This window comes from Caballeronia sp. AZ1_KS37 (genome assembly GCF_023631165.1).
GTDB classification, from domain to species: domain Bacteria; phylum Pseudomonadota; class Gammaproteobacteria; order Burkholderiales; family Burkholderiaceae; genus Caballeronia; species Caballeronia zhejiangensis.
The window spans coordinates 327,604-350,621 of the sequence record NZ_JALQDP010000030.1; the positions used below are offsets into that span (position 1 = coordinate 327,604).

Genomic DNA, 23,018 nt, shown 5'->3' on the forward strand with positions numbered 1-23,018 from the left:
CACGCCATCCATGAGCGATTCGGCACGATCGTTAGCAATTCATATTATTAATTTGGTGCACATTATTCATGGAGTGCTTCACTTCAATCCGTCCTTGCTTGCGCTTTGTACATCGACGGTCGGCCAGCCGCCGCCGAGCGCCTTATAAAGCGTCACCGTGTCCGACAGAATTTGCTGATGGTTCGCGAGCAGCGCGAGTTGCGCCGCGAGCAGCGTGCGCTCCGTCTCGAACACCTGAAGCTGCGAGATCACGCCCTCTTTCAGTTGCGCGTCGATCTGCGCGGCGACGATCGTCAACTGGTCCACTTCCTGTTGCAGCTCGACGCGCTGCTTCGTATGCGAATCGAGATTGACCAGCGCGTTCTCCACTTCTTCGAACGCGTTCATCACCGTGCTGCGATATTGCTGTTCGGCCACCGTCGTCTGCGCCTCGGTCGTCTTGACGTGAGCGCGCACGGACGGATCGAGAATCGGGATATTGATGCTCGGCACGAAACTCAGCGTGAAGATCTTCAGGAGATCGGTCAGTTGAAAGCTTGCAGTGCCCGCGCGTCCAGTCAGGTTGATGGTCGGCAGTTGCGCGAGCTTTGCCTGGCCGACGAGGTCATACGCTTCGAGCACGCGATATTCGGCCGCGATCAGATCGGGGCGACGCGCGAGCAACTGCGATGGCAATCCCTCCGGCACCGGCGGAATCTGCACACGCTTTTGCAGCTTGCCGTCGGGCATCCGGAACTCGCCTGCCGGCACGCCCATCAGCGTCGAGAGCGCGTTGTTCGCGAGATCGCGCGAGCGGCGCAACTCCAGCAACTCGCGCGTCAGCCGGTTGAGTTCGGCGCGCTGCGTGAGCACCTGCGTCTTCGGCACGAGGCCGTTCTTCTGCATGCCTTCGAAGATCGTCAGGATCTGCTGGTTGGTCGCGATGGTCTGCTTCTGCTGATCGATCTGATCGTCGAACTGGAGAATCTGGAAGTACGTCGTCGAGACGAGTGCGACGAGTTCGAGATAACCGGCGCGCCAGTCGGCCTCGGTCGCGCGGAATTCGGCTTTCTGCGCCTGCACGCCCTTCTCCACCGAGCCCCAGATATCGATGTCCCAGCTCACCTGCGTCGCCAGGTTGTACTGCTTCGAGAACTGCTGGCCGGTCGTCTTCTCGAAGCTCGCGCCCGCGCCGAGATCCATCGACGGCAACGCGCCCGCGCGCGCCTCGCCGATCTGCGCGCCCGCCACCTGGATGCGCGCGGCCAGCACCTTGATGTCGAAGTTGCCGCTGATGGCCTTTTCAACCAGCGAGTCGAGATACGGGTCGTTGAACTGCTTCCACCAGTCGGGCCGGATCGTGTCGGATGCGGCGACCTTCGCTGCGTCGGTCTTCGTGAAGGCGGTTTTCTCGGGCGTGTCGGGCCGCTGATACGTCGGCGGCGTCACGTCGATGCAGCCCGAAAGCAGCGCGGCTGCAACCAGCCCTAACGATGGCAACAAGGCTCGCACGATCTCGCTCCCGGTGAACGCGCACCGACGGTCAGTTTCATGGGTGAGAAGCACGGCGCCGGCCGTCCGGTCATTCAAGTAAATCACACGGCGCGCCGCGACTCCATACGGGTTAAGTCACGTTGCGCGCGCGTGCTCTTGAGGCACGTCGCGCGTCGTCGTGACGCGGTCCGGCGACGGATGCGACCCGCGCGCGAACCACTACGCCCGATGCTGAGGGCGGTGTTACGGCGAAGCTCCCCGCGCCCCGCCTTTGCTGCGACTACCTCGATGCTTACCGCACCGATATGCGGTTCATTCCTCGCGACGTTTCGCTTATGCGAGATCGCCCGCGATGCCGAGGTTCACGTTGGCGATGTTCTTCGCGCTCTGCGTCGGCGTGACCGTCGACTGCGACTTCAGCGCTTCGGCGAAGGCGATGTTGCTGCCGTTCTGATTGAACGTCGTCTGCGTCTGATTGATGATCTGCTGCGGATTGAACGGCATCGAGAGCGTCGTGCCGTTCATCGAGATGAAGCCGGGAAACAGGACCGCGGAGCCGCCGCGCACCGCCGACATCGCACGCGTGTCGAGATCTTCGGTGACGGGAAGGTCCTTGATGGTCAGCGTCTTCATTTCCGCTCTCCTTGGGTGCGCGTCGCGCATTCGGTGGTGGCTCGGAGCAACTTGTCTGCTCGCCGCCATTCAATGCACAGGCTGTGCCAATCGCGTCATGCGTCATGCGTTTTTCTCTGCGCGCCGCGCTGCATATCGGCTGCGCCGATTTACGCTGCATCTGTCCTTCTAAGCCGATGATGCTGCCCGCCCGACACTTCCGATCTTCACTGTCTGTTGCCCGGCAACACCCGTGCGATTTGCAGGGGACGAACGATCCCCTCCGCGATACGCACGCGGATACGAGTTGGATGAAAGCAACCGGGAAAGGCGCCGCTCGATGCATCACGCGGCGCCCGGACTTACTTGACGTAGATCGTGATCTTTCGGGAATAGACGGGCGGGTTATGCGGTATGTGCTTGTCATCGCCCATCAAAAGCTGAAGCGTGTGCTTGCCCGGCGGCAGTTCGATCATCGTTTCGGTTTCGCCGGCGCCGTAGTGCAGATGATTGCGATCCGATGGAATCTCCTGATCCATCGGCGGCAGGTCCACATCGATCAGCAAATGATGATGCCCCGTGTTCGGAAACTTCACGCCGCGCGGCGCGACGCCCATGAAACGCAGCCCGAACCAGACGCGGAACGGCTTGCCCGCGGGCACGGTCTGGCCATCGTTCGGAAAGCCGATGTACGCATACGCGTTGGCCGGCGCGGGCGTCGTCCCGGCGAGCGCATGAGACGCGGCGAACGCCGTCGCGAGCGTGGCGGCGACGAGGAGCGAACGCGGCAGCGCGAGCGCATCAGCGGATCGTTTTTTCATGTCATGTGCCCTCGGCAAGTGCACAGCTCATTTCACGATGATCGTGATCTTCTTCGAATACACCGGCGGGTCGTGCGGAACGTGGTTGTAGTCGCCCATCAGCAACTGCAAGGTGTGCTTGCCCGGCGGCAATTCGAGGCGAGCATCGGTTTCGCCCGCGCCGTAATGCAGGTGATTGCGATCGGACGGGATCTCCTGATCGAGCGGCGGCAGATCGGTATCGACGAGCAGATGGTGATGCCCCACGTTCGGCAGATCGACGCCCTTCGGACATACGCCCATGTTGCGCAAGCCCATGCGCACCCAAAGCTTGCCGCCCGTGATCACGGCGCCGTCCGGCGGCCAGATGATGTACGCCTCGGCGTTCGGCGGCGCGGGCGTGCGGGCACGCGCGGCGGAAAACGACGAATCGGCGGCCAATGCGGCCAGGGAAGCCAGCGCGCCAAGCACGGTTCTTCTCAGCATGTTATGCACGCCTCTCTCGTTGAAAGGCCTCGCGGATGGGCCAGGGAAATCGCTCCGGGCACGGACGAACGCTCGTGCTCGAGCGCGATGCGGATTACCTGATGCTGCGTCGCTGGTTTTTAGATTAGGACGTAACGTTTAAAAAAGATACGGTCACGCGGGGGGCCTGATTAACCTCATGACGGATACCTCCTTTCAGGGGATTAAGCGGCGTCTGAGCGCGTGCTATCGTTGTTGATGCCGTACCCGAAGCGTTGGCACCGCACGCGAATGCAGTGCGATGCCCTCCACTCAAAGCCGGACGGACAGGGTGTGAACATGTGGCGAACTCTTCTTATCGCGAGCGTTGTCCTGACGATCGGCCAGACGCTCGTATCAGCGAACGCGGCATCGGTCACAGCGCCGCCCTCTTCCCCGATCTCGACGATCGCACACGCGCCCCGTCATCTCGCGCTCGTGATCGGCAATGCCGACTATCTCGATCGGCCGCTCGCGAGCGCATCGCGCGATGCCGACGACATGAGCATCGCGCTGAACGCGCTCGGTTTCGACGTCACGCGCCGCACGAATCTCGACGAAGCCGCGATGCGCCAGGCACTCGATGCGTTCGCCGCGCGCCTCGGCCCCGACGATACGGCGCTCGTCTATTTCGCCGGCCACGGATTGCAGGCGGGCGGCGATGCGTTGCTCGTGCCGCTCGACGCGCGCGAGCAACGCCCCGCGACGCTCGTGCGCGATGCGATTTCCGCGCGGGACATCGTCGAGCGCATCACGCGGGCGCGGCCGGACGCGGCGAACATCGTCGTGCTCGACATGTGTCTCACCGATCCCTTCGAGACAACGCGCGCGCGGACGTGGACGCTGCCGCCGCGCACGCTCGTCGCGTATGCGGCTGCGCCGGGCGATGCCGCATCCGAAGACGCGCGCAACGGGCGCTATACCGCGGCGTTGCTGCACGCGTTGGGCGCGCGGTCATCGGTGACGCCGGCGGCGTTCGCTGCGGCGGCATCGGATGTCGCGCGGGCATCGCATGGCGCGCAGCGGCCGTGGATCGCGTCGACGCTCGATGACGGCTTCGCCATCGCCGATACGACGTCGAACATGCGTATAGCGGACGCGACCGCCATCGTGCCTGCCGAATCCGCCAGCATCGTCCGCACGCGCGGCATTCTGCCGAAAGACAGCAACGAGCAGTACGAACTGACGTTCTGGGATTCGATCAAGGACAGCACCTATCCGAGCGATTACGAAGCCTATTTGAAGGCTTATCCGAACGGCCGATTCGCGGCGCTCGCGAAGGCGCGCATCGAGCGTTTGCGCGCAGCCGGAAATGCAAAGCCCGCCGCTTCCGCGCCACCTGCCGCGACCGCCGCACCGGCCGCACCCGCACCCGCGCCGAAGCCGACGCCCGCGCCGTCCGCGCCGGCTACCGCTGCCGCGCCTGAAAAACCGCGCCCGAGCACGGCGGCAGCGCCTGCCGCGCCGCCCGCCGCCGTGACCACCAAACCGGCCGCCAAGACGGCGAGCGGCGGCGAGATCAAGGATTGCCCGGCGTGCCCTGTGCTGATCCCGATCGCCGCGGGCAGCTTCACGATGGGCAGCAACAACGACGATCCCGCCGAGAAGCCGCCGCATCGCGTGTCGGTCGGGCGTGCGTTCGCCATCGGCAAATACGAAGTCACCGTCGAGCAATGGAACGCCTGCGCCGATGCGGGCGCATGCACGCGCGTCGCGCCCGAAGGCGAATCGACGCCGCCCGGCAACGCGCCGATGCGCAACGTGAGCTGGGACGACGCGCAGGTCTACGTCAAATGGCTGAGCAAGGTGGGCGGCAAGCCGTATCGCTTGCCGACGGAAGCGGAATGGGAATACGCCGCGCGCGGCGGCACGCAATCGACGTACTGGTGGGGCGATCAGATGAAAAAAGGCACCGCCGACTGCAAGGATTGCGGCGATCCGTACAAGCCCGAAGCGCCGACGCCGGTCGGATCGTTCGCCGCGAACCCGTACGGCCTCTACGACATGAACGGCAGCGTCTGGGAATGGGTCGCCGACTGCTGGCACAGTTCCTACAAGAACGCGCCCGCCGATGGCCGCGCCTGGGACGATCCGTCGTGCAGCGTGCGCGTGATTCGCGGCGGCTCGTGGCGCGAAGGCGCGGCCTACATGCAGTCGGCGACGCGCTTCAAGTACAGCTCGAGCGTGCGGCAATCGCAGAACGGCTTTCGCGTCGCGCGGGACATGGAGTGAGGTTCATCCGCCCAGCGCTTTCAGGATGATCTGCGCCTGCGTGTCCCGCTCGATTTTCTTGAGCAGCGGCAGCGCCGCCCGAAAATCGTCGGGCGTGCAGACTTGCTTGCCGAAGCGGGCGTCGAGCGTGCGCGATATCTGGATCACGTTGGTCGACGGATCGAATACATAGCGCGCGCGATAACGAAAAACATCGCTTGTCAGATCGAGATCGTCGGGCACTTCGGCGACGTGCGTCGTCTTCGGCAGCGTGATCTGCGCGGTTTCGTCGAACGTGCCGCCGATGCACAGATACGGCTGCGTGCGCGTGCGCTCGGCGAGCCAGTTGCGCACCGCCGTCGCGATGCCGCCCGACAGGCTCGACAGCGCGGGCAATGCCGTCGTGCCCGTCGGCCAGACGATGTCGTCGAGCGTGCCGCGCAGCGTCGTCGCGAACGGGCCGCCGGTTGCATCGACGTCGCTCGTCGTCAACGCGCCCGCGCCGCGCAGATTCGTGTAACGGAGCCGGTCCGCCGCGATCTGGTCGCGCCGTTGCGCATTCGCGAGACGCAGGTTGATCCGCTCGATTTCCGCGCTCCATCCCGCGTCCTCGACCCAGTAGGCGAAGTTCGCCTCGCCCTTGTCCGCGACCTCGATCTGCAGGCGTGCCGTGCGCGCGAGCGGCTGCGTCGCGGGCGTGCGGGCCAGCGCGCCGGTATTCACGAGCAGCGCGGGCCGGTCCATGTCGGCGAGCGGCAGAAAGCCGAATTCGACGCTCGCCGCCGTGCTGTCCGCGAACACGTTCAGATCCGGCAGCCAGGTGACGATGTGGTTGATCGCGCCCGATCCGTAACCGGGCACCGACGGCAGCGTATAGACCGAACCGAGCCCGATGAGCGCGGGCTCGTTGCGAATGCCGACGGCATCGAGCAGCGCGCCGTAGAGCGCGACGTGATCCTTGCAATCGCCGTAGCGATTCGCGAGCACGTCCGTCACGCGATGCGGCACGGCCGGACTCTGCCCGATGAACATCGCGACGTAGCGGATATGGTGACGCACCCAGTCGTAGAGCGTTTTGGCTTTGGCGCGGTCGTCGGCGGCGTTTTGCGTGAGCGATTGCGCGAGCGCGCGGATTGCGGGATCGGTCGCGCCCGGATCGACGGCGGCGTCGCGGTAGGCCTTCGCGAAGCTCGCGTAATCGGGAAAGGTCGTGACCATCAGCCGATCGCCGTATTGCGCATAGCCCACGGAGCCGCTTTCGATGCGCGCGAAACGATCGTGCCGGTACGTGAACGCGTAACGCGTGCGCCCGTTCGCCGTGACGGGCGGCTCGGCGACATAGCCGCGCGCATCGGCATAAAGCGGCTTGTCGGCGGGCAGATCGAAGACGAGCGTCTGCTGCACGACGGGCCGCTGCCCCGGATCGACGTAATAGTTGAATTGCCCGGGAATGACCGCCGCCGCCTGGCTCTTGCGAAAACGCAGATGCACGGTCGAGCCGATGCCCATCGCCGGAAAGATCACCGCGCGCAGTTTCGCGTCCTGAAACGTCGGCGCGCCCGCCGAGCGCGGCTCCTGAACGTCGCGGATCTGATCCGGCGAGACGTCGTGGCGCGCGCCGCTCGCATCGATCGAATAGGCCTCGACGATCTCCACCTTCGACACGCTCTTGTCATACCAGACGTAGCGCTGCGCGATTTCGTCGACGCCCGCCGACGTGTTCGCGCGCAGCACGGTGATGTCGTCTTCGGTGAGCGAGCCGTCGCTCGCGACGACGAACTCGTGAACGTCGCTGACGATCGTCGACGGGTCTTCGTCCGCCGCGACCGCCGCGCACGGCCACGCGCACGCGAACGCGATGTAGCACGCCATCCGGGAAATGTTGCGACGTGCCATGTCGAAGTGTCCGCGCCGCGCAAGGGAAAATTCATCGTACAGGAGGACATGGCGGCCGCGCACGCCCGTTCAACCGGATCAAAAGTGCGACGAATCCTGGGACGAATCGAAGCGCGCGACAATTTGTATCATATTGCGATACAATTTCACGATTGTCGCACGCTTGCTTTTCGCGCCCTCGATCCGGCCAGCCAGTGTGACCTTCCACTGACTCTTCCCGGAACGCTGAAAAGTGACGCGTATCGCATTGCTTCGCTGGCTCCAAGGCTTTCTTCCCGCTCCGGTCACGCTGCGCTGGACCGAGCGATTGCGCGCGGGGCTTGGCGCGCTGATCGGCATTGCGCTGACGGGCGGGCTGGCGCATCTGCTGATCGGCGATGCATCCGCGATTCCGTATCTCATCGCGCCGATGGGCGCGTCCGCCGTGCTGCTCTTCGCCGTGCCCGCGAGTCCGCTCGCGCAGCCGTGGTCGATCATCGGCGGGAACATCGTGTCGGCGACGGTCGGCGTCAGCTGCGCGATGTTCGTTCACGATCCCGTCGACGCTGCCGCGCTCGCCATCTGTCTCGCGATCTGCACGATGTTCGCGCTGCGCTGCGTGCATCCGCCTTCGGGCGCGGTCGCGCTGACCGCCGTGCTCGGCGGGCCGTCGATTCACGCGCTCGGCTATGGCTTCGTGTTCGCGCCGGTGGCGATCCAGTCGGCGGCGCTGCTCGTGTCGGCGATCGCATTTCACGCGCTCACCGGGCATCGCTATCCGCACGGCCACGCCGCGCCGAAACCCGCGGTCGCGCCGCCCGGCGCCGACTCGTTCACGCGCGCCGACCTGCAGGCCGTGCTGTCGCGCCGCAGCGAATTGCTCGACGTCGATCCGGACGATCTCGAAGCGCTGCTTCGCGAAGCGCAGTTGCAGGCCTACGCGCGCCGGTTCACGGAGTTCACGTGCGCCGACATCATGTCGCGCGCGATCGTCTCCGTGACGCCCGAGACGAGCGCGCAGGCGGCGCTCGCGCTCATCGACAGGCATCAGGTGAAGGCGCTGCCGGTGATCGACGCGACGCGACGCGTGTGCGGCATCGTCACGCGCGCGGACCTGGCGCCGGTGCGCCGCGACGGCATCGGGCAACGCGCGCAGCAGGCGATCGAGCGGCTGATGCGCGGCCCGTCGACGACGCCGCCGCTCGTCGCCTCGCTGATGACAACCGACGTCTGCACCGTGAAGACGAGCACCGCCATCGCCGATCTGGTGCCGATGTTCGCGCACTTGGGGCATCACCACATTCCGGTGGTCGGCGCGCACGATCAGCTCGCGGGCATGATCACCGAAGCCGATCTGATCTCCGGCCTCTATCGACAGTCGTTCGCGGGCGAGCGCAAGACCGCCTGAGCGCGTCCACTGAAATCCGATGAACACTCCGCGCAAACTCGACAAGCCGGACTTCGAGCAACTGTCCGAATTCCGCTATCAGATGCGGCGCTTCGAGCGCTTCTCCGAGCAGGCCGCGCAGAACGAAGGCATCACGCCGCTGCAATATCTGCTGCTCCTGCACATCAAGGGCTATCCGGGGCGCGAATGGGCAACGGTCGGCGAACTCGCGGAGCGGCTGCAATCGCATCATCACGGCGTGGTGGCGCTGGTCACGCGCTGCGAGGCGGCCGGGCTCGTGCGACGCGCGCAGAGCGAAGAGGATCGCCGTCAGGTGCGAGTGCATCTCGAAGCGCGCGGCGAAGAAGTGCTCACGCGCCTCGCCGCGCTGCATCGCGCGGAGATCAAGTCTCTCGATGGCGCGTTCCGCGTGCCGCAGATCGATTTCTGAATTCCTGGAGCGCCTTCATGGACCATCACAAACGTGACTTTTCGGTCAACGACCGGCTGCTGAAGATATGCGGACTCGCCGCCGTCATCGGCGGCATCGCCACGCTCGCGGCCGTCGTGCTCCTTGCGCTCATCCATCTGTTCACGAACCTGTTTTTCTTCGGCACGCTTTCACTCGAGGACAACTCGCCCGCGCTCAATACGCTCGGGCCGTGGGTGATCGGCATTCCCGTGATCGGCGGACTGATCGTCGGCATGATGGCGCGCTTCGGCTCGGACAAGATTCGCGGACACGGCATTCCGGAGGCGATCGAGGCGATCCTGTTCGGCAAGAGCCGCATGTCGCCGAAGGTGGCGATCCTGAAGCCGCTGTCGTCGGGGATCGTGATCGGCAGCGGCGGGCCGTTCGGCGCGGAAGGCCCGATCATCATGACGGGCGGCGCGCTCGGCTCGCTGATCGCGCAATGCATCGACGTGACCGCCGCGGAGCGCAAGACGCTCTTGGTCGCGGGCGCGGCGGCGGGCATGACGGCCGTGTTCGGCACGCCGGTCGCGGCGGTGCTGCTCGCGGTCGAACTGCTGCTATTCGAATGGCGGCCGCGCAGCTTTCTGCCGGTCGCGCTCGCTTGCGCGGTCGCGGGCTTCGCGCGCGCGGCGGTGTTCGGTACGGGCGCGCTCTTTCCGCTCCAAACGCCGCCGCCGCACATGATTTCGCTGCTTTCGTGCCTCGTGGCCGGGCTGTTGTCGGGCGCGCTGGCGTCGGGGCTGTCGGCTGCGCTCTACAAGCTCGAAGACCTGTTCCACAAGCTGCCGATTCACTGGATGTGGTGGCCGGCGCTCGGCGCGGTGATCGTCGGTATCGGCGGATATCTCGAGCCGCGCGCGCTCGGCGTGGGCTACGACGTGATCGGCGATCTGCTGCATCAGCACATCGCGATTCAGGTGGCGCTGTCGATTCTCGCCGTGAAGGCGATCATCTGGGTCGTCGCGCTGGCCTCGGGCACCTCGGGCGGCGTGCTCGCGCCGCTATTGATGCTCGGCGCGGGCCTCGGCACCGCGCTCGGCGCGATCCTGCCCGGCCACGACACCGCGCTCTGGCCGCTCGTGTGCATGGCCGCGACGCTCGGCGCGACGCTGGGCGCGCCGCTCACCGCGATCGTCTTCGCCTTCGGCCTCACGCACGATGCGAACGCGCTCCTGCCGCTGCTCGCCGCGACGCTCGTCGCGCACGGCTTCGCGACCGTCGTCATGAAGCGCTCGATCATGACCGAGAAGATCGCGCGGCGCGGTTATCACATCTATCGCGAATACGGCGTGGATCCGCTGGAGCGCCATCACGTCGATGAAGTCATGACGCGCGACGTGCTGACGATCGACGCCGCCACGCCGCTTTCCGACGTGCTCGCGAAGCATTTCGGGCCGCAGCAGGTGCATCGGGCGTATCCGGTGGTGCGCGACGGCGTGCTCGTCGGCATGCTGGACCGGGCGTCGCTCGGGACGTTGATCGGGGCGTCGCCGGTGGCGCAGTCGGGCGTCAGCATCGGCGATGCCTTGCAGCGCATGGAGCACGGCGCGCCGGCGTTCGCGCTGCCGGGCGAGCCGTGCCGCCTTGCCGCGACGCGTCTCGCCGTGCATGAACTGGAGCGCCTGCCGGTGGTCGCGGACGAGGCGTCGCGGCGGCTCGTCGGCATCGTGTCGCGCAGCGATCTCGTGAAGCCCGCGCGCGCGCACTTCGACGAGGAACATCGGCGCGAGCGCTTCAGGGGCTTTCGGCGGACGGCGCCGGCGCTGAAGAAGCACTGAAGGATGCGAGGTCGGCGCAGAGATCGGCGAGCGGCTGCGTCCAGTCGCCCAGTTCGGTCTGACGATACAGCCGCATCGACGGATACCACGGCGTGAAGCGCTGACAGTCGAGCCAGCGGCTGTCGCAGGCCCGCGACAGCAACACCCGCACCGGCCGATTCAGCGCGCCGGCGAGATGCCCCGTGCCTGTATCGATGGTGACGAGCAGATCGAGCTTCTCCAGCACGCGGGCCGTGTCGCCGAAGGTCGAGAGATGCGGCGCGATATCGGTCACGCCGTGGCGGTTCATGATCGCGCGTTCGTCGTCGCCGAGTTCGCCGACTTGCAGCGAATAGAACTGACAAGCCTGATTCGTCAGCAAGGATTCGAGCCGCTGAAGCGGCATCGAACGATACGGTTCGTGCCGCACGCCGCTCGCGCTTCTCCAGATCAGGCCGATTTTCGGGCGCGTCGTTTCGACGTTCAACAGCGCATTGGCGTCATCGGACAAACGCTTGGCCGGATCGATGGCGATGCGCGCGGCGGGATTTTCCATCGGAAAGTATGGCGAGCGTTGATAGCGCGCGTAGAGACTGAAACCGAAGGTCACGCGATCGCAGCACGCGAGTTCGGCCGCGCGCTGCTCTTGCGTCGCCATCGACAGCTTGACCTGCTCGCTCTGTCGGAAGACTTCCTCCCAACCCGAAAATTGCTCGGAGACGATCATGCTCGCCCCTTCGCGCAGCAGCGCGTCGATGTAGCGCGAGAACTGCACGAAATCGCCGAAGCCGCCCTCCGCGGAAATGAAAATTCGCTTGCCCGCGACGGACTCGTCCATGCCGAGCAGCTTGTCCGGGAGCGCGCCGGCCCAATCGGGATCGGATTCGAGAACGAGTTGATGAAAGACTTCGGCATACGATCTGCCGCGGATCGTGCGATAGCGTTCGTTCGCCTCGTGAAACCTGCCGAGGGCGAACTGCACCATGCATAGCTCTTCGGTCAGCGCGTATCGATTGGCCTGCGAAAGCGGCTCTTCGAGTCCGAGCTTCAGGAATTTCTCGGCTTGCGCGTGCATCCCGAGAAAGCTGAGGTCGACGCCGAGTTGGGCAAGCCAGCAATCCGGGTTCGCCGACGCGGCGAGTTGCGCGGCGAGCGCACAGGCTTCGGCGGCGCGTCCTGCTGCTCGCAAAGTGCGGATGAGGTCGAGCGGCGCCATGTCTCGTATGTTGTCGATATCGGCCATGCTGATTTTTTGTAGGAAGGCTGCGGGCGGGAGGCGGTATGTTAGTTCCCCGATGCATCGCGAGCGCAAAAAAGCGTCAATCCAAGGTAGATGTATCGGCCCAATGGGGGAAGGCACTTTGCGTCAAAAGGCGTTTCGGGGAGAGAAAGAATCGTGGGTGGCACTGGGCTGTGCCGATGAAAGCATCGGCGTCGGATTGCGCGTTCGCTGACGAACGTTCGAAACGGATCGCCCGATGTTCTCTACTATGCAAACTCTCCCGCTGACATCGCCCCGCCCATGCCCAACCGCCGCGCTTTCCTCCGCCTGACCGCCGCCGCGCTCGCCACGCAGGCATTCGACACGGCACAGGCAGCCCAACCCATGCACACCCGCCCGATCCCGTCGACGAAAGAGCCTTTGCCCGTCATCGGCTGCGGCACCTGGCGCACCTTCGACGCCGGCGACGACCCCGCCCGCCGCCGCGAGCTCGCCGAGGTCCTGCGCGCGCTTTTCGCCGCGGGCGGCTCGGTAATCGATTCATCGCCGATGTACGGCTCCTCCGAAGCCGTCGCGGGCGCGCTGCTCGCGCAATCGCATACGCGCGACAAAGCGTTCATCGCGACGAAAGTCTGGACCGACGGACGCGAGGCCGGCATCGCGCAGATGGAGCAATCGCTGCGCTTGTGGCAGACCGATCGCGTCGATCTCATGCAGATTCACAATCTGCTCGACTGGCGCACGCATCTCGCCACGCTGCGCGACTGGAAAGCCGCCGGCAAGGTCCGCTACATCGGCGTCACGCATTACACGTCGAGCGCGTTTGCGCAGGTCGAGGCGGTGCTGCGCTCGGAGCGCATCGATTTCGTGCAGATCAACTACGCCGCCAACGACCGCGATGCCGAAGCGCGCCTTCTGCCGCTCGCCGCCGAGCGCGGCGTCGCGGTCATGGTGAATCAGCCGTTCGGCGGCGGATCGCTGCTCGCGGGCCTGCGCAACCGGCCGCTGCCGGATTTCGCGCAGGAAATCGGCTGCACGTCGTGGGCACAGCTCCTGCTGAAGTTCGTGCTGGGCAACCCGGCCGTGACCTGCGTGATCCCCGGCACCGGACGCCGCGAATACATGATCGATAACGCGCGCGCGGGCATCGGCAACTATCCCGATGAAGCGATGCGAAAGCGCATCGCCGATGCGGTCGCGTAAGGAGATGAGCATGAGCGATCCGTACGACCTGCAGCGTTTCGTCGACGCACAGGAAAGCGTCATCGACGACGTGCGCGCCGAGCTTTCCGCCGGCCACAAACGCACGCACTGGATGTGGTTCGTGTTCCCTCAGATCGTCGGCCTCGGGCACAGCGCAATGGCGCAGCACTACGCGATTTCGTCGCGCGACGAAGCCCGCGCCTATCTCGCGCATCCCGTGCTGGGCGCGCGGCTCGTCGAGCTGACGCGCATCGTCAACGGGCTGCAGGGACGCACTGCCGGGCAGATTTTCGGCTATCCGGACGACATGAAATTCCATTCGTCGATGACCCTTTTCGCGCACGCCGCCGACGATCCCGCCGTCTTCGAAGAAGCGCTGCGCCGATATTTCGACGGCCAGTCCGACGAGGCGACGCTTTCCCGCCTGACATGACGGGCATGGCCGTTGCGCTTCGGGAAACGTCCACTTTTTCCGGGAGCGCAAGCCATGGGCCAATCCTTCAAGCTGCACGATCACGTCCGCTGGAATACGCCGCAAGGCGAAACGACGGGCCGCATCGTGCGCATCGTCACCGAGCGCACGACGCTCGACGGCCACACGGTCAACGCATCGCACGACGATCCGCATTTCGAAGTCGAAAGCGACAAGAGCGGCAAGCGCGCCGTTCACAAAGGCGACGCGCTCAAGCGGATCTCGCATTGACCGCGCGCACCGCACGTTCGCACTATTGCAGTGCGCGCGACGCCACCTGACACCGTTCCTGCAGAAACCACGATAAACGTTCAAACTTCTACCGCGCTGGAAGCTTGAATCGCGCATTTCAATTGAACCGGATTGCCCCAATCCTTTGAGGAATCGAACCAATGAAATCGAAACTCGTGGCACTGCTCGTTGCATCGTCGGCACTTGGCCTGACTTCCACGGCATCGTTCGCCCAAGTCGCAGGCACGCAGCCGCTCGGCGTATCCGTCGAAGTATCGACCGCCATCATCGATGGCTGGAGCATCAAGAAATCCGTGTTGAACAAGCCGGTCGTCAACGAACAGGGACAACGCGTCGGCGTCATCAACGACATCATCGTCGCGCCCGACAAGTCCGTTTCGTTCGCGATCATCGCCGCTAACAAGTTCCTCGGCGTGGCGCGTCACGACGTCGCGATTCCGATCGAGCAACTGGACGTGAAAAACGGCCAGTTCGTGCTCGCGGGCGCGACCAAGGAGGCGATCAAGGCGCTGCCCGAGTTCCAGTACAACAAGGTGAAGGCGACGCCGATTCCGCGCGCGCAATTCGAGCATCATTGATTCGCCGTAGTGCCTGACGGGGCGGCCGCGCGCCGCCTCGCCCGAACTCAACCGGAGCCAGCCGATGTTCAAAGCCCTCATCCTCGACAAACAGGACGACCGCACGGTCGCGTCCATTCAGTCGATCGACGAAGCCCGACTCGCTTCATCCGGCGATGGCGGCGACGTGCTCGTGCGCGTCGACTTCTCCACGCTCAACTACAAGGACGGACTCGCGATCACCGGCAAGGCGCCCGTCGTACGCACCTGGCCGATGGTGCCGGGCATCGACTTCGCGGGTGTCGTCGAGACGAGTTCGCATCCGGATTACAAGCCCGGCGACAAAGTCGTGATGAACGGCTGGGGCGCCGGCGAAACGCATTGGGGCGGGCTCGCGCAGAAGGCGCGCGTGAGCGCCGCTCATCTGATCGGGCTGCCCGCGAACATCACGACGCGCCAGGCGATGGCCGTCGGCACCGCGGGCTATACCGCGATGCTTTGCGTGCAGGCGCTGGAAAAGCACGGCATCGGCGCACAGGACGGCGACGTGCTCGTGACGGGCGCGAACGGCGGCGTCGGCAGCTTCGCGGTCGCGATTCTGGCAAAGCGCGGCTATCGCGTGATCGCGTCGACGGGCCGTCCCGAGGAAGCCGCGCGGCTGCGCGAACTGGGCGCGGCGGATATCGTCGAGCGCGCGACGCTTTCCGAGCCGGGCAAGCCGCTGCAGAAAGAGCGCTGGGCGGCGGCCGTCGATTGCGTCGGCAGTCACACGCTCGCGAACATCTGCGCGAGCCTGCGCTATGGCGGCGCAGTCGCCGCGTGCGGCCTCGCGCAAGGCATGGATCTGCCGGCGTCGGTCGCGCCGTTCATCCTGCGCGGCGTCGCGCTGCTCGGCGTGGACAGCGTCTACGTGCCGCGCGAGCGGCGCATCGCGGCGTGGCGGGCAATCGCCGATGAAGTGCCGGTCGCGACCATCGAAAGCGTCGCGACGACGATCCCGCTCGCCGATGCGCCCGACGTCGCCGCGCGTCTGCTGCGCGGCGAGGTGAAGGGGCGCGTGATCGTCGACGTGAACGCCTGAAGCGGCGTCAGAACGTGCTCCAGCCGTCGGCGGTGGCGGGCTGCGCCACGGCCGCTTGAGCGACGCGCGGCGCGGGTTTCGCAACCGGCGTGCGCGGCGCGTGCGCCACGCGCGGCGCGGCCTGCGTGATCGCAGCCGTCGCGCCTTCCACCGTGAAGAACGCGACCGCCTCGTTGAGCCTGCGCCCCTGCTCTTCGAGCGACGTCGCGGCGGCGGCGGCTTCTTCGACGAGCGCGGCGTTCTGCTGCGTGACCTCGTCCATCTGCGTGATCGCGAGATTCACCTGCTCGATGCCGCGCCCCTGCTCCGCGGACGCCGCCGCGATCTCCTGCATGATGTCCGTCACGCGCGCGACGGCCTGCGTCACTTCGGCCATCGTCGTGCCCGCTTCGCTTGCCAGCAGCGAGCCGTCGCGCACCTTGCCCACCGAATCCGCGATCAGTTCCTTGATTTCCTTCGCCGCCGTCGACGAACGCTGCGCGAGGCTGCGCACTTCGCTCGCGACGACCGCGAAACCGCGGCCCTGCTCGCCCGCGCGCGCCGCTTCCACGGCCGCGTTGAGCGCGAGAATGTTGGTCTGGAACGCGATGCCCTCGATGATGCCCGTGATATCCGCGATCCTGTCCGAGCTGTCGCTGATGCCGTTCATCGTGTTCACGACTCGGCCGACGACATCGCTGCCCTTCTTCGCGATATCCGACGCGTTCGATGCAAGCGAACTCGCCTGCTGCGCGTTCTCGGCGTTCTGACGCACCGTCGACGTGAGCTCTTCCATGCTCGCCGCCGTCTCCTGCAGGGAAGCGGCCTGCTCTTCGGTGCGCTGGCTCAGATCGGTATTGCCGGTCGCGAGCTCCTTTGCCGCGCCGCCGACCGCGCCGCTGCTTTCGCGCACGCGGCTCACGATGTCGGTGAGGCGCGCGCTCATCGTGGCGAGCGCGCGCAGCAAATCGCCCGTTTCGTCCTTCGTATTCGCGACGATGCGGCTCGTCAGATCGCCGCGCGCCACCGTCTGCGCGATGCCGACCGCCTCGCCGATCGGCGCCGTGATCGAGCGCGTGACCAGCACGCCGCCGATCACCGCGAAGAGCGCCGCCACCACGCATAGCGCGATCAGCACGTTGCGCTGCGTCCGATAGCTCGCCTGATCCGCGCGCACGATTTCCTCGCGGCGCGTCGCGGTGTAGGCCGCGTAGTCGTCGGTGGCCTTGACGAGTTGCGCGAGCAGCGGACGGCACTCGTCGTCGAGCGCCGTCACCGCTTCCTCGTGCTTGCCCGCGAGCGCCAGCCCGGCGATCTTCGTCGCGACGGGACCGTACAGCGCCTCCACGCGCATCATTTCGGCGGCGAGACTCTTCGCCTTGTCGCTCGTATCGCTCGCGCTGGCGAGCATGTCGTCGAGTTGCTTCAGGCGCGCCTGCACGTCCTCGTGGGCGCGCGTGGCTTCGGCTTGCTCGAGTTCGATATCGGACGGTTTCGTGACGAGCACGAGATTGCGCGCGGCGATCGCGCGGCGGTCGACGGCCGTGCGAATCTGACCGGCGACATCGGCGCGCGCGTTGATGCCGTTGACATAGTGCGCGAAGCCGTCCGTCGCGACGGACAGCGCGCGCAGCGACATGCCTGCCACCAGCACGACCAGCACCGCCAGAATGCCGAAGCCAGCGATCAGCCTGTTCTTGATCGTGATGTTCTTGAGGTTCATTTTCAGGGTTCTCTCAGGGTCCGTTCGGGGGACATACGGCGTCCGTGTGATCGCTTCGCGCGGCATACTGCTACGCGAGCGAACGATCGAGCGCAAAAGATGCGCGACGCTCTAAAGCTGATTACGGCTCACGATTTTTGGACTGAAGGGAAAAGATGCAAATAGTCTGCACTTTGTCCACGACGTTCGGTAATACCGTTACCATACAGATGCGCGAAGTTAGGTAAGCATTTCATTTTCTTTCCACGAACTTCTACATTCCGATGCCCGAGATCCTCGATCACCGCACGCCCGGATTCGCCGATGCGCTCGCGACGCTTCCGCCGACGCCAACCGCCGGTCTCGCCACGAACGAACGCTACTGGGATGCGGTGCGCGCGCTGTGGCGTCACTCCGACGAGCTCATCAACCTTGAGAACGGCTTCTGGGGTGCGATGACCGAGCCGGTCAAGGCGATGTTCCATTACTGGACCGAGCGCGTGAACCGCGAGACGACGCTTCTGATCCGCCCGCATCTGATGTCGCTGTATCAGGGTTTGCGGGAGCGCGTCGCGATCGAAATGGGCTGCGCGGTCGAGGAGATCGAGCTGACGCGCAACGCGACCGAAGCGCTGCTCGCGCTCATCAGCGGCTACAACCGCCTCGCGCCGGGCGAGACGGTGCTCTACAGCGATCTCGATTACCCGTGCGGCAAGGACGCGATGGAATGGCTGCGCGAGCGGCGCGGCGTCACGCCCGTGCGTATTACGATGCCGGAGCCCGCGACGCGCGAAGCGGTGCTCGACACCTACGCGAAGGCGCTGCGCGCGCATCCGCGCACGCGGCTCGTGCTGTTGTCGCACGTCTGCTTCGCGACGGGCCTCGTGATCCCGGTCGCGGAGATTTCGGCGATGGCGAAGGAAGCCGGCGCGGAAGTGATCGTCGATGCCGCGCATTCGTGGGGGCAACTCGCTTTCGACGTGCCCGACTTGAACGCGCCGTTCGCCGCGCTGAACCTGCACAAGTGGATCGGCGCGCCGCTCGGCTGCGGCGCGATCTACATCCGGAAGGGACACGTCGCGTCGATCGATCCGTATCTCGGCGACCGCTCCTGGCCCGCCGACGATATCCGCGCGCGCGTGCACACCGGCTCGCCGAACTTCGCCGCGTGGTTCACGCTGCCGTCGGCGCTGGACGTGCATCGGCGCATCGGTGCGAAGGCGAAGGAAGCGCGTCTGCGTGCGTTGCGCGATGCCTGGGCGAAGCCCGCGAGCGAGCTTCCCGGCGTGCAGATTCTGACGCCGCACGATCCGTCGATGACCGCCGGCATCACTGCGTTCCGCCTGAACGGGCGCGCGACGAAAGCAGGTTGCGATGCGATCGTCGCCGCGCTGCGCGATCGCTTCGGCGTCTTCACGGTGACGCGGCCCGGCCCCGACGCGGGCGAAGTCGTCCGCGTGACGCCCGCGCTCTTCTCGCGCATGTCGGATGCCGAGCGTCTCGTCGAAGGCATCGCGGCGCTTGCGCGCGAAGCGAAGTAAGCGTCAGCGCGTCACCGGCCGTGCGTCGAGATGCTCGATCAGGCGTTCGAGCGCGTCCGAGCACGGCGCTTCGACTTTCAGCGCGAGGAGCGCGTCGGCGCGTGTCTTGCCGATGTTGATGGCCGCGATCGGCTTGCCGCTTTTCGCGGCCCACTCGCAAAAGCGATAGCCCGAATACACCATCAGCGATGAGCCGACGACGAGCATCGCATCGGCGGCTTCGAGCGAGCGTGCCGCGTCGTCGACGAGCGCGCGCGGCACGCTCTCGCCGAAGAACACGACGTCGGGCTTGAGCACGCCGCCGCAGCGCGTGCAGCCGGGCACGTCGAAGGCGGCGAAATCGAGATCTTCGATATGCGCGTCGCCGTCGGGCACCGCGGGCGCCGTATAGCCGACGAAATCCGGATTCGCCGCTTCCAGCATCCGCTGCACGGCCGCGCGCGTATGCCGCTCGCCGCATTCGATGCAGCGCACTCGCCCGATATTGCCGTGCAGCTCGATCACATCGGGATTGCCGGCGCGCGTGTGCAATCCGTCGACATTCTGCGTGACGAGCCGATGTACCCGGGAACGCGCGGCGAGCCCGCGCAGCGCGTGATGCGCGGCGTTCGGCTGCGCGTTCTGCACGACCGGCCAGCCGATGAGGCTGCGCGCCCAATAGCGCCGGCGCGCGTAGTCCGAACCGAGAAAGTCCTTCAGCAGAATGGGCGCGCGGCCCGTGCGCTGGCCTTCGCGATCGCGATAACAGGGAATGCCCGATTCCGTGCTGATGCCCGCGCCCGACAGCACGAAAAGCCGCGGATGCCGCTCGACGAATTCATGAAGCTGCTGCACTTGCCGTCCTTTTTTCGCTTGTCCGAGCGATTTGCTCTGGTGGAAATATAAGGCGAAACCGCCCGCGCCGCTGGCTGCGCATCCGGCCTTACCACTTTTTCGATATTGAAATTGGCTTGACCAAATCGGCGCGCATCGTTAGATTGACGGACGCCCCACTCCAACGACATATCGAGACATCCAGCATGCTGACCGTCATCTGCGAAACGCCCGGAACCCTGAAAGCCGAACAGCGCGAGAAACCGCAGCGCGCCGACAACGAAGTGCTGCTGCGCGTGAAGCGCGTCGGCGTGTGCGGCACGGACCTGCACATCTTCACCGGCAATCAGCCTTATCTGTCGTATCCGCGCGTGATGGGCCACGAGTTGTCGGGCGTGATCGAGGAAGCGGACGCATCGAGCGGGCTGAAGGCGGGCGACACCGTCTACGTGATGCCGTATCTGTCGTGCGGCAAGTGCATCGCGTGCCGTCAGGGCAAGACGAATTGCTGCGTGAACATTCAGGTGCTCGGCGTGCATCGCGATGGCGCGTTCACCGAATATCTGAATCTGCCCGCGCAATTCGTCCATAAGGCCGAGGGCGTCACGCTCGATCAGGCCGCGATGATCGAATTCCTCGCGATCGGCGCCCACGCCGTGCGTCGCGCGGACGTGCAGCCGGGGCAGCGCGTGCTGGTTGTCGGCACGGGTCCGATCGGCATGGCGGCCATCACCTTCTCGCGGCTGCGCGGCGCGAACGTCACCGCGCTCGATACGCGCGAAGACCGGCTCGCGTTCTGCAAGCGCGAACTGAAAGTGGACGCGACCGTGCAGATCGGCGAGCAGGACAAGGAACAACTGTCGACGCTCACGAATGGCGAATTCTTCGATGTGGTGTTCGACGCGACCGGCAATTCGCGCGCGATGGAACGCGGCTTCGAATTCATCGCGCACGGCGGGAAGTACGTGCTGGTGTCGATCGTGCCGGATCGCATTTCCTTCGCCGATCCGGAGTTCCACAAGCGCGAAGCGACGCTGCTCGCGAGCCGCAACGCGACGCCCGAGGACTTCGAGACCGTGCTCGCCGCGATGCGCAAGGGCGAAGTGCCGACGGATGCGCTCAACACGCATCGTCTGACGCTGAGCGATGTGCCGACGCAGTTCTCGTCGCTGCTCGATCCGAAAGCGGGCGTCGTGAAAGCAATCGTCGAATGCTGACCGGTTGAATCAGGGCGCGCCGCGTACAAAGCGCGGCCGTCCTTGCGCGTCGTGCCACGGCTCGGCGCTTTTGCACCAGATTTCGTACTGCGGCGGATAAAGGCCGGTTTCATCGAAGATGCCGGTCGGCACCTCGATTTCGTCGACGCCGTCGAACGCCAGATAGACCGGCGATCCGCACAGCGGGCAATGATGCCGCCTGCCCGTCGCGGAGCTCGCCCACGCGACCGTTTCGCCCGTCACGGCAAACGCATCGCGCGGAAAGATCGCGTAAACGCCGAACGGCGCACCGTGGATGCGCCGGCACGTCATGCAGTGACACAGATTCACTTCCTTCGGCGCGCCCGCGACGCGCACCCGCACCGCGCCGCACGCACATCCGCCTTCGTGAAGCGGCTGATTCATCGGGTGAAGTAGCCGCGGTTCTGCATGCATTCGCTGTAGGCGCGCCAGTAGCGCGTCATCGGCGGCTCGGGCGGCGGCAGCGGCGGCATCTTCATGTCGCCGCCGTAGATCGCGTCGGATGCGCCGGATGCGCCCGCCGCCATCGATGCGGGCATCGCCGGCATGCCGGGCATCGCGCCGGATGCGGGATGCGGCAAGGCGGTCACGCCCGTCGCGCCGGACGCACCCGACGCGGCGATCGCCGCCGATGCGCCCGATGCAGGCGCCGCCGCAGACGCCGCGAGCGCACCCGATGCGCCCGCCGCACTCGCCGGCAACGGCGGCTCGACCGGACGCGGCGGCGTGAGCGTGCGCGTGTCGCGCTGCGCCTGAGCGTCGCGCGATGGCGCTTGCGACTCGCGCGCCATGTTCACTTTGGTCGTCTGATTGGCGTAGCCGTAGCAGGCGGCGTTATCGATCGATTGCTGCCACGCGCTCTGGCTGCGGCCTGGCACGGTGAGCGGCTGTTGCGCGAAGGCGGCGCCACACGCCGCGAGCAAAACGAATCCCGCGTAAGTGGAAGGTCTCATTGGCTTGCAGTTCCCCGATGCGGTTTTATTAGTCGTTGCAGTTTCTTGCGCCGCTCGGACACACTTCGAGCGACGCGAGTCTGCGCCGGGCCTGCTGTCAAGGATACCGCGCCCGCCGAACCGTCCACGCCAGAAGCACTGGCATCTTCCGCCAACTTTCAGACGATGCGCGGCGCGGCGCACATTTGCCGCGATGAACCGCGCATCAGAACTTCATGCCGACGCCAAGGCCGATCACCCACGGATCGATCTTGAGCGAGCCGAGATCGGCGCCGCCCGCCGATGCGCTCGTTCGCATCCAGATCTTCTTCACGTCGGCGTTGACGAACAAATTCTTCGCCACCTGTACGTCGACGCCCACCTGCAACGCCGGGCCGAAGCTGCTGTGCTTGATCGACACCGGCGTGTCGCCCGCCTTGAGCTTGTCGTTGTAGAAGTACGTATAGTTCACGCCCGCGCCGACATACGGACGCACGCGCCCCGCGTGATTGAAGTGATATTGCAGGAGCAGCGTCGGCGGCAGCACGCCCACGCCGCCAAGCCCGCCGATGTTCGATGTCACCTGATGCCGCGACGTGCCGAGAATCAATTCCACACCGATGTCATCGCGGATCATGTACGTGAAATCGAGCTCCGGCACGATCGCGTTGTTGACGTTGACACCGAGCGTGCCGAGCGTGCCCCCCGCTGTCACATCCGGCTGAATGCTGATCGCGCGCAGGCGAACCAGCACATCGCCGGCGTGGATGCCGCCCATCGCATCGCTCGACGATGCATCGCCTGCCGCCTGCGCCGCGCCCGCGAACAACGCCGCGCATGCCATGACGATTGCCCCGAGACCCTTTCTCATTTTTAGCTCACTCACGTTAAAGTGAGAATTGTCCGAGCGAGGGTCGGTCGCGCCTTTGACC

Annotated in this window: 21 protein-coding genes and 1 pseudogene; 11 read left to right on the top strand and 11 right to left on the bottom strand. The window is 65.7% G+C overall.

Features of this window, described 5'->3' with window-relative positions:
- Positions 1–78: 78 nt before the first annotated feature.
- From NCS00_RS17745 to NCS00_RS17760, 4 genes are all read right to left on the bottom strand, one after another.
- Positions 79–1,491 carry an efflux transporter outer membrane subunit gene (locus NCS00_RS17745; RefSeq protein WP_239294402.1) on the bottom strand — a complete coding sequence of 471 codons (1,413 nt, stop codon included), beginning with the start codon at positions 1,489–1,491 and terminating at the stop codon, positions 79–81.
- 315 nt (positions 1,492–1,806) lie between these two features.
- On the bottom strand, positions 1,807–2,106 hold the full coding sequence (locus NCS00_RS17750; protein WP_250440634.1) for a hypothetical protein: 300 nt from the start codon (positions 2,104–2,106) through the stop codon (positions 1,807–1,809).
- 341 nt (positions 2,107–2,447) lie between these two features.
- A complete protein-coding gene (locus NCS00_RS17755) occupies positions 2,448–2,906 on the bottom strand; it encodes a DUF4399 domain-containing protein (protein WP_250440635.1) in 459 nt (152 codons plus the stop codon).
- Between the two features lie 27 nt (positions 2,907–2,933).
- Positions 2,934–3,371 carry a DUF4399 domain-containing protein gene (locus NCS00_RS17760; protein WP_033537047.1) on the bottom strand — a complete coding sequence of 146 codons (438 nt, stop codon included), beginning with the start codon at positions 3,369–3,371 and terminating at the stop codon, positions 2,934–2,936.
- Positions 3,372–3,689: 318 nt separating this feature from the next.
- Between NCS00_RS17760 and NCS00_RS17765 the strand changes: the two genes are divergently transcribed.
- A complete protein-coding gene (locus NCS00_RS17765) occupies positions 3,690–5,621 on the top strand; it encodes an SUMF1/EgtB/PvdO family nonheme iron enzyme (protein ID WP_250440636.1) in 1,932 nt (643 codons plus the stop codon).
- Between the two features lie 3 nt (positions 5,622–5,624).
- On the opposite strand, the gene NCS00_RS17770 is transcribed toward NCS00_RS17765, so the two are convergent.
- Positions 5,625–7,472, bottom strand: coding sequence for a DUF3857 domain-containing transglutaminase family protein (locus NCS00_RS17770; RefSeq protein ID WP_502801588.1), 1,848 nt, complete (start codon positions 7,470–7,472; stop codon positions 5,625–5,627).
- Between the two features lie 256 nt (positions 7,473–7,728).
- Here NCS00_RS17770 and NCS00_RS17775 point away from each other — a divergent pair, with 256 nt between their 5' ends.
- From NCS00_RS17775 to NCS00_RS17785, 3 genes are read left to right on the top strand one after another with little or no spacing between them, the layout of a single operon-like run.
- A complete protein-coding gene (locus NCS00_RS17775; RefSeq protein WP_250440638.1) occupies positions 7,729–8,883 on the top strand; it encodes an HPP family protein in 1,155 nt (384 codons plus the stop codon).
- A gap of 19 nt (positions 8,884–8,902) precedes the next feature.
- Complete coding sequence (locus NCS00_RS17780; protein ID WP_008353238.1) at positions 8,903–9,313, top strand: MarR family winged helix-turn-helix transcriptional regulator; 411 nt, start codon at positions 8,903–8,905, stop codon at positions 9,311–9,313.
- A gap of 17 nt (positions 9,314–9,330) precedes the next feature.
- Complete coding sequence (locus NCS00_RS17785) at positions 9,331–11,115, top strand: chloride channel protein (protein ID WP_250440639.1); 1,785 nt, start codon at positions 9,331–9,333, stop codon at positions 11,113–11,115.
- On the opposite strand, the gene NCS00_RS17790 is transcribed toward NCS00_RS17785, so the two are convergent.
- Positions 11,072–12,337 carry a glycosyltransferase family 9 protein gene (locus NCS00_RS17790; RefSeq protein WP_250440640.1) on the bottom strand — a complete coding sequence of 422 codons (1,266 nt, stop codon included), beginning with the start codon at positions 12,335–12,337 and terminating at the stop codon, positions 11,072–11,074. The two genes, NCS00_RS17785 and NCS00_RS17790, sit on opposite strands and share 44 nt — an antisense overlap.
- Before the next feature lie 279 nt (positions 12,338–12,616).
- Here NCS00_RS17790 and NCS00_RS17795 point away from each other — a divergent pair, with 279 nt between their 5' ends.
- The 5 genes from NCS00_RS17795 (at position 12,617) to acuI (ending at position 15,881) form a co-directional block, all read left to right on the top strand.
- Positions 12,617–13,519: an aldo/keto reductase gene (locus tag NCS00_RS17795; RefSeq protein WP_250440641.1), complete on the top strand. Its 903-nt coding sequence runs from the start codon at positions 12,617–12,619 to the stop codon at positions 13,517–13,519.
- A 10-nt stretch (positions 13,520–13,529) separates the two neighbouring features.
- Positions 13,530–13,952, top strand: coding sequence for a DUF1810 domain-containing protein (locus tag NCS00_RS17800; protein ID WP_175979389.1), 423 nt, complete (start codon positions 13,530–13,532; stop codon positions 13,950–13,952).
- Between the two features lie 54 nt (positions 13,953–14,006).
- Entirely contained in the window at positions 14,007–14,222 is a 216-nt protein-coding gene (locus NCS00_RS17805) for a hypervirulence associated TUDOR domain-containing protein (protein WP_034471954.1), read from the top strand.
- Between the two features lie 161 nt (positions 14,223–14,383).
- Positions 14,384–14,821 (top strand): PRC-barrel domain containing protein, encoded by a 438-nt coding sequence (locus NCS00_RS17810; RefSeq protein WP_008353227.1) that lies wholly within the window; start codon positions 14,384–14,386, stop codon positions 14,819–14,821.
- A 64-nt stretch (positions 14,822–14,885) separates the two neighbouring features.
- Positions 14,886–15,881 (top strand): acrylyl-CoA reductase (NADPH), encoded by a 996-nt coding sequence (gene acuI, locus NCS00_RS17815; protein WP_175979391.1) that lies wholly within the window; start codon positions 14,886–14,888, stop codon positions 15,879–15,881.
- Positions 15,882–15,888: 7 nt separating this feature from the next.
- On the opposite strand, the gene NCS00_RS17820 is transcribed toward acuI, so the two are convergent.
- Entirely contained in the window at positions 15,889–17,583 is a 1,695-nt protein-coding gene (locus NCS00_RS17820; RefSeq protein ID WP_250440642.1) for a methyl-accepting chemotaxis protein, read from the bottom strand.
- A 263-nt stretch (positions 17,584–17,846) separates the two neighbouring features.
- Here NCS00_RS17820 and NCS00_RS17825 point away from each other — a divergent pair, with 263 nt between their 5' ends.
- Positions 17,847–19,103, top strand: coding sequence for an aminotransferase class V-fold PLP-dependent enzyme (locus tag NCS00_RS17825; protein ID WP_250440643.1), 1,257 nt, complete (start codon positions 17,847–17,849; stop codon positions 19,101–19,103).
- A gap of 3 nt (positions 19,104–19,106) precedes the next feature.
- Here the strand turns inward: NCS00_RS17825 and NCS00_RS17830 are convergent.
- Positions 19,107–19,943, bottom strand: a pseudogene (locus tag NCS00_RS17830) (NAD-dependent protein deacetylase); the annotation flags it as partial.
- A gap of 179 nt (positions 19,944–20,122) precedes the next feature.
- On the opposite strand from NCS00_RS17830, the gene NCS00_RS17835 reads away from it, so the two are divergent.
- The gene (locus NCS00_RS17835) at positions 20,123–21,133 is read left to right on the top strand and encodes a zinc-binding alcohol dehydrogenase family protein (RefSeq protein ID WP_250440644.1); all 1,011 of its coding nucleotides are present in this window, start codon (positions 20,123–20,125) and stop codon (positions 21,131–21,133) included.
- A gap of 9 nt (positions 21,134–21,142) precedes the next feature.
- On the opposite strand, the gene NCS00_RS17840 is transcribed toward NCS00_RS17835, so the two are convergent.
- The 3 genes from NCS00_RS17840 to NCS00_RS17850 all read right to left on the bottom strand — a co-directional run bounded on the left by NCS00_RS17840 (position 21,143) and on the right by NCS00_RS17850 (position 22,930).
- Positions 21,143–21,538, bottom strand: coding sequence for a GFA family protein (locus tag NCS00_RS17840; protein WP_250440645.1), 396 nt, complete (start codon positions 21,536–21,538; stop codon positions 21,143–21,145).
- Positions 21,535–22,107, bottom strand: coding sequence for a hypothetical protein (locus tag NCS00_RS17845; RefSeq protein WP_033537049.1), 573 nt, complete (start codon positions 22,105–22,107; stop codon positions 21,535–21,537). The genes NCS00_RS17840 and NCS00_RS17845 overlap by 4 nt, the downstream gene beginning before the upstream one ends.
- 205 nt (positions 22,108–22,312) lie before the next feature.
- Positions 22,313–22,930 (bottom strand): OmpW/AlkL family protein, encoded by a 618-nt coding sequence (locus NCS00_RS17850; RefSeq protein WP_175979572.1) that lies wholly within the window; start codon positions 22,928–22,930, stop codon positions 22,313–22,315.
- Positions 22,931–23,018 lie beyond the last annotated feature (88 nt).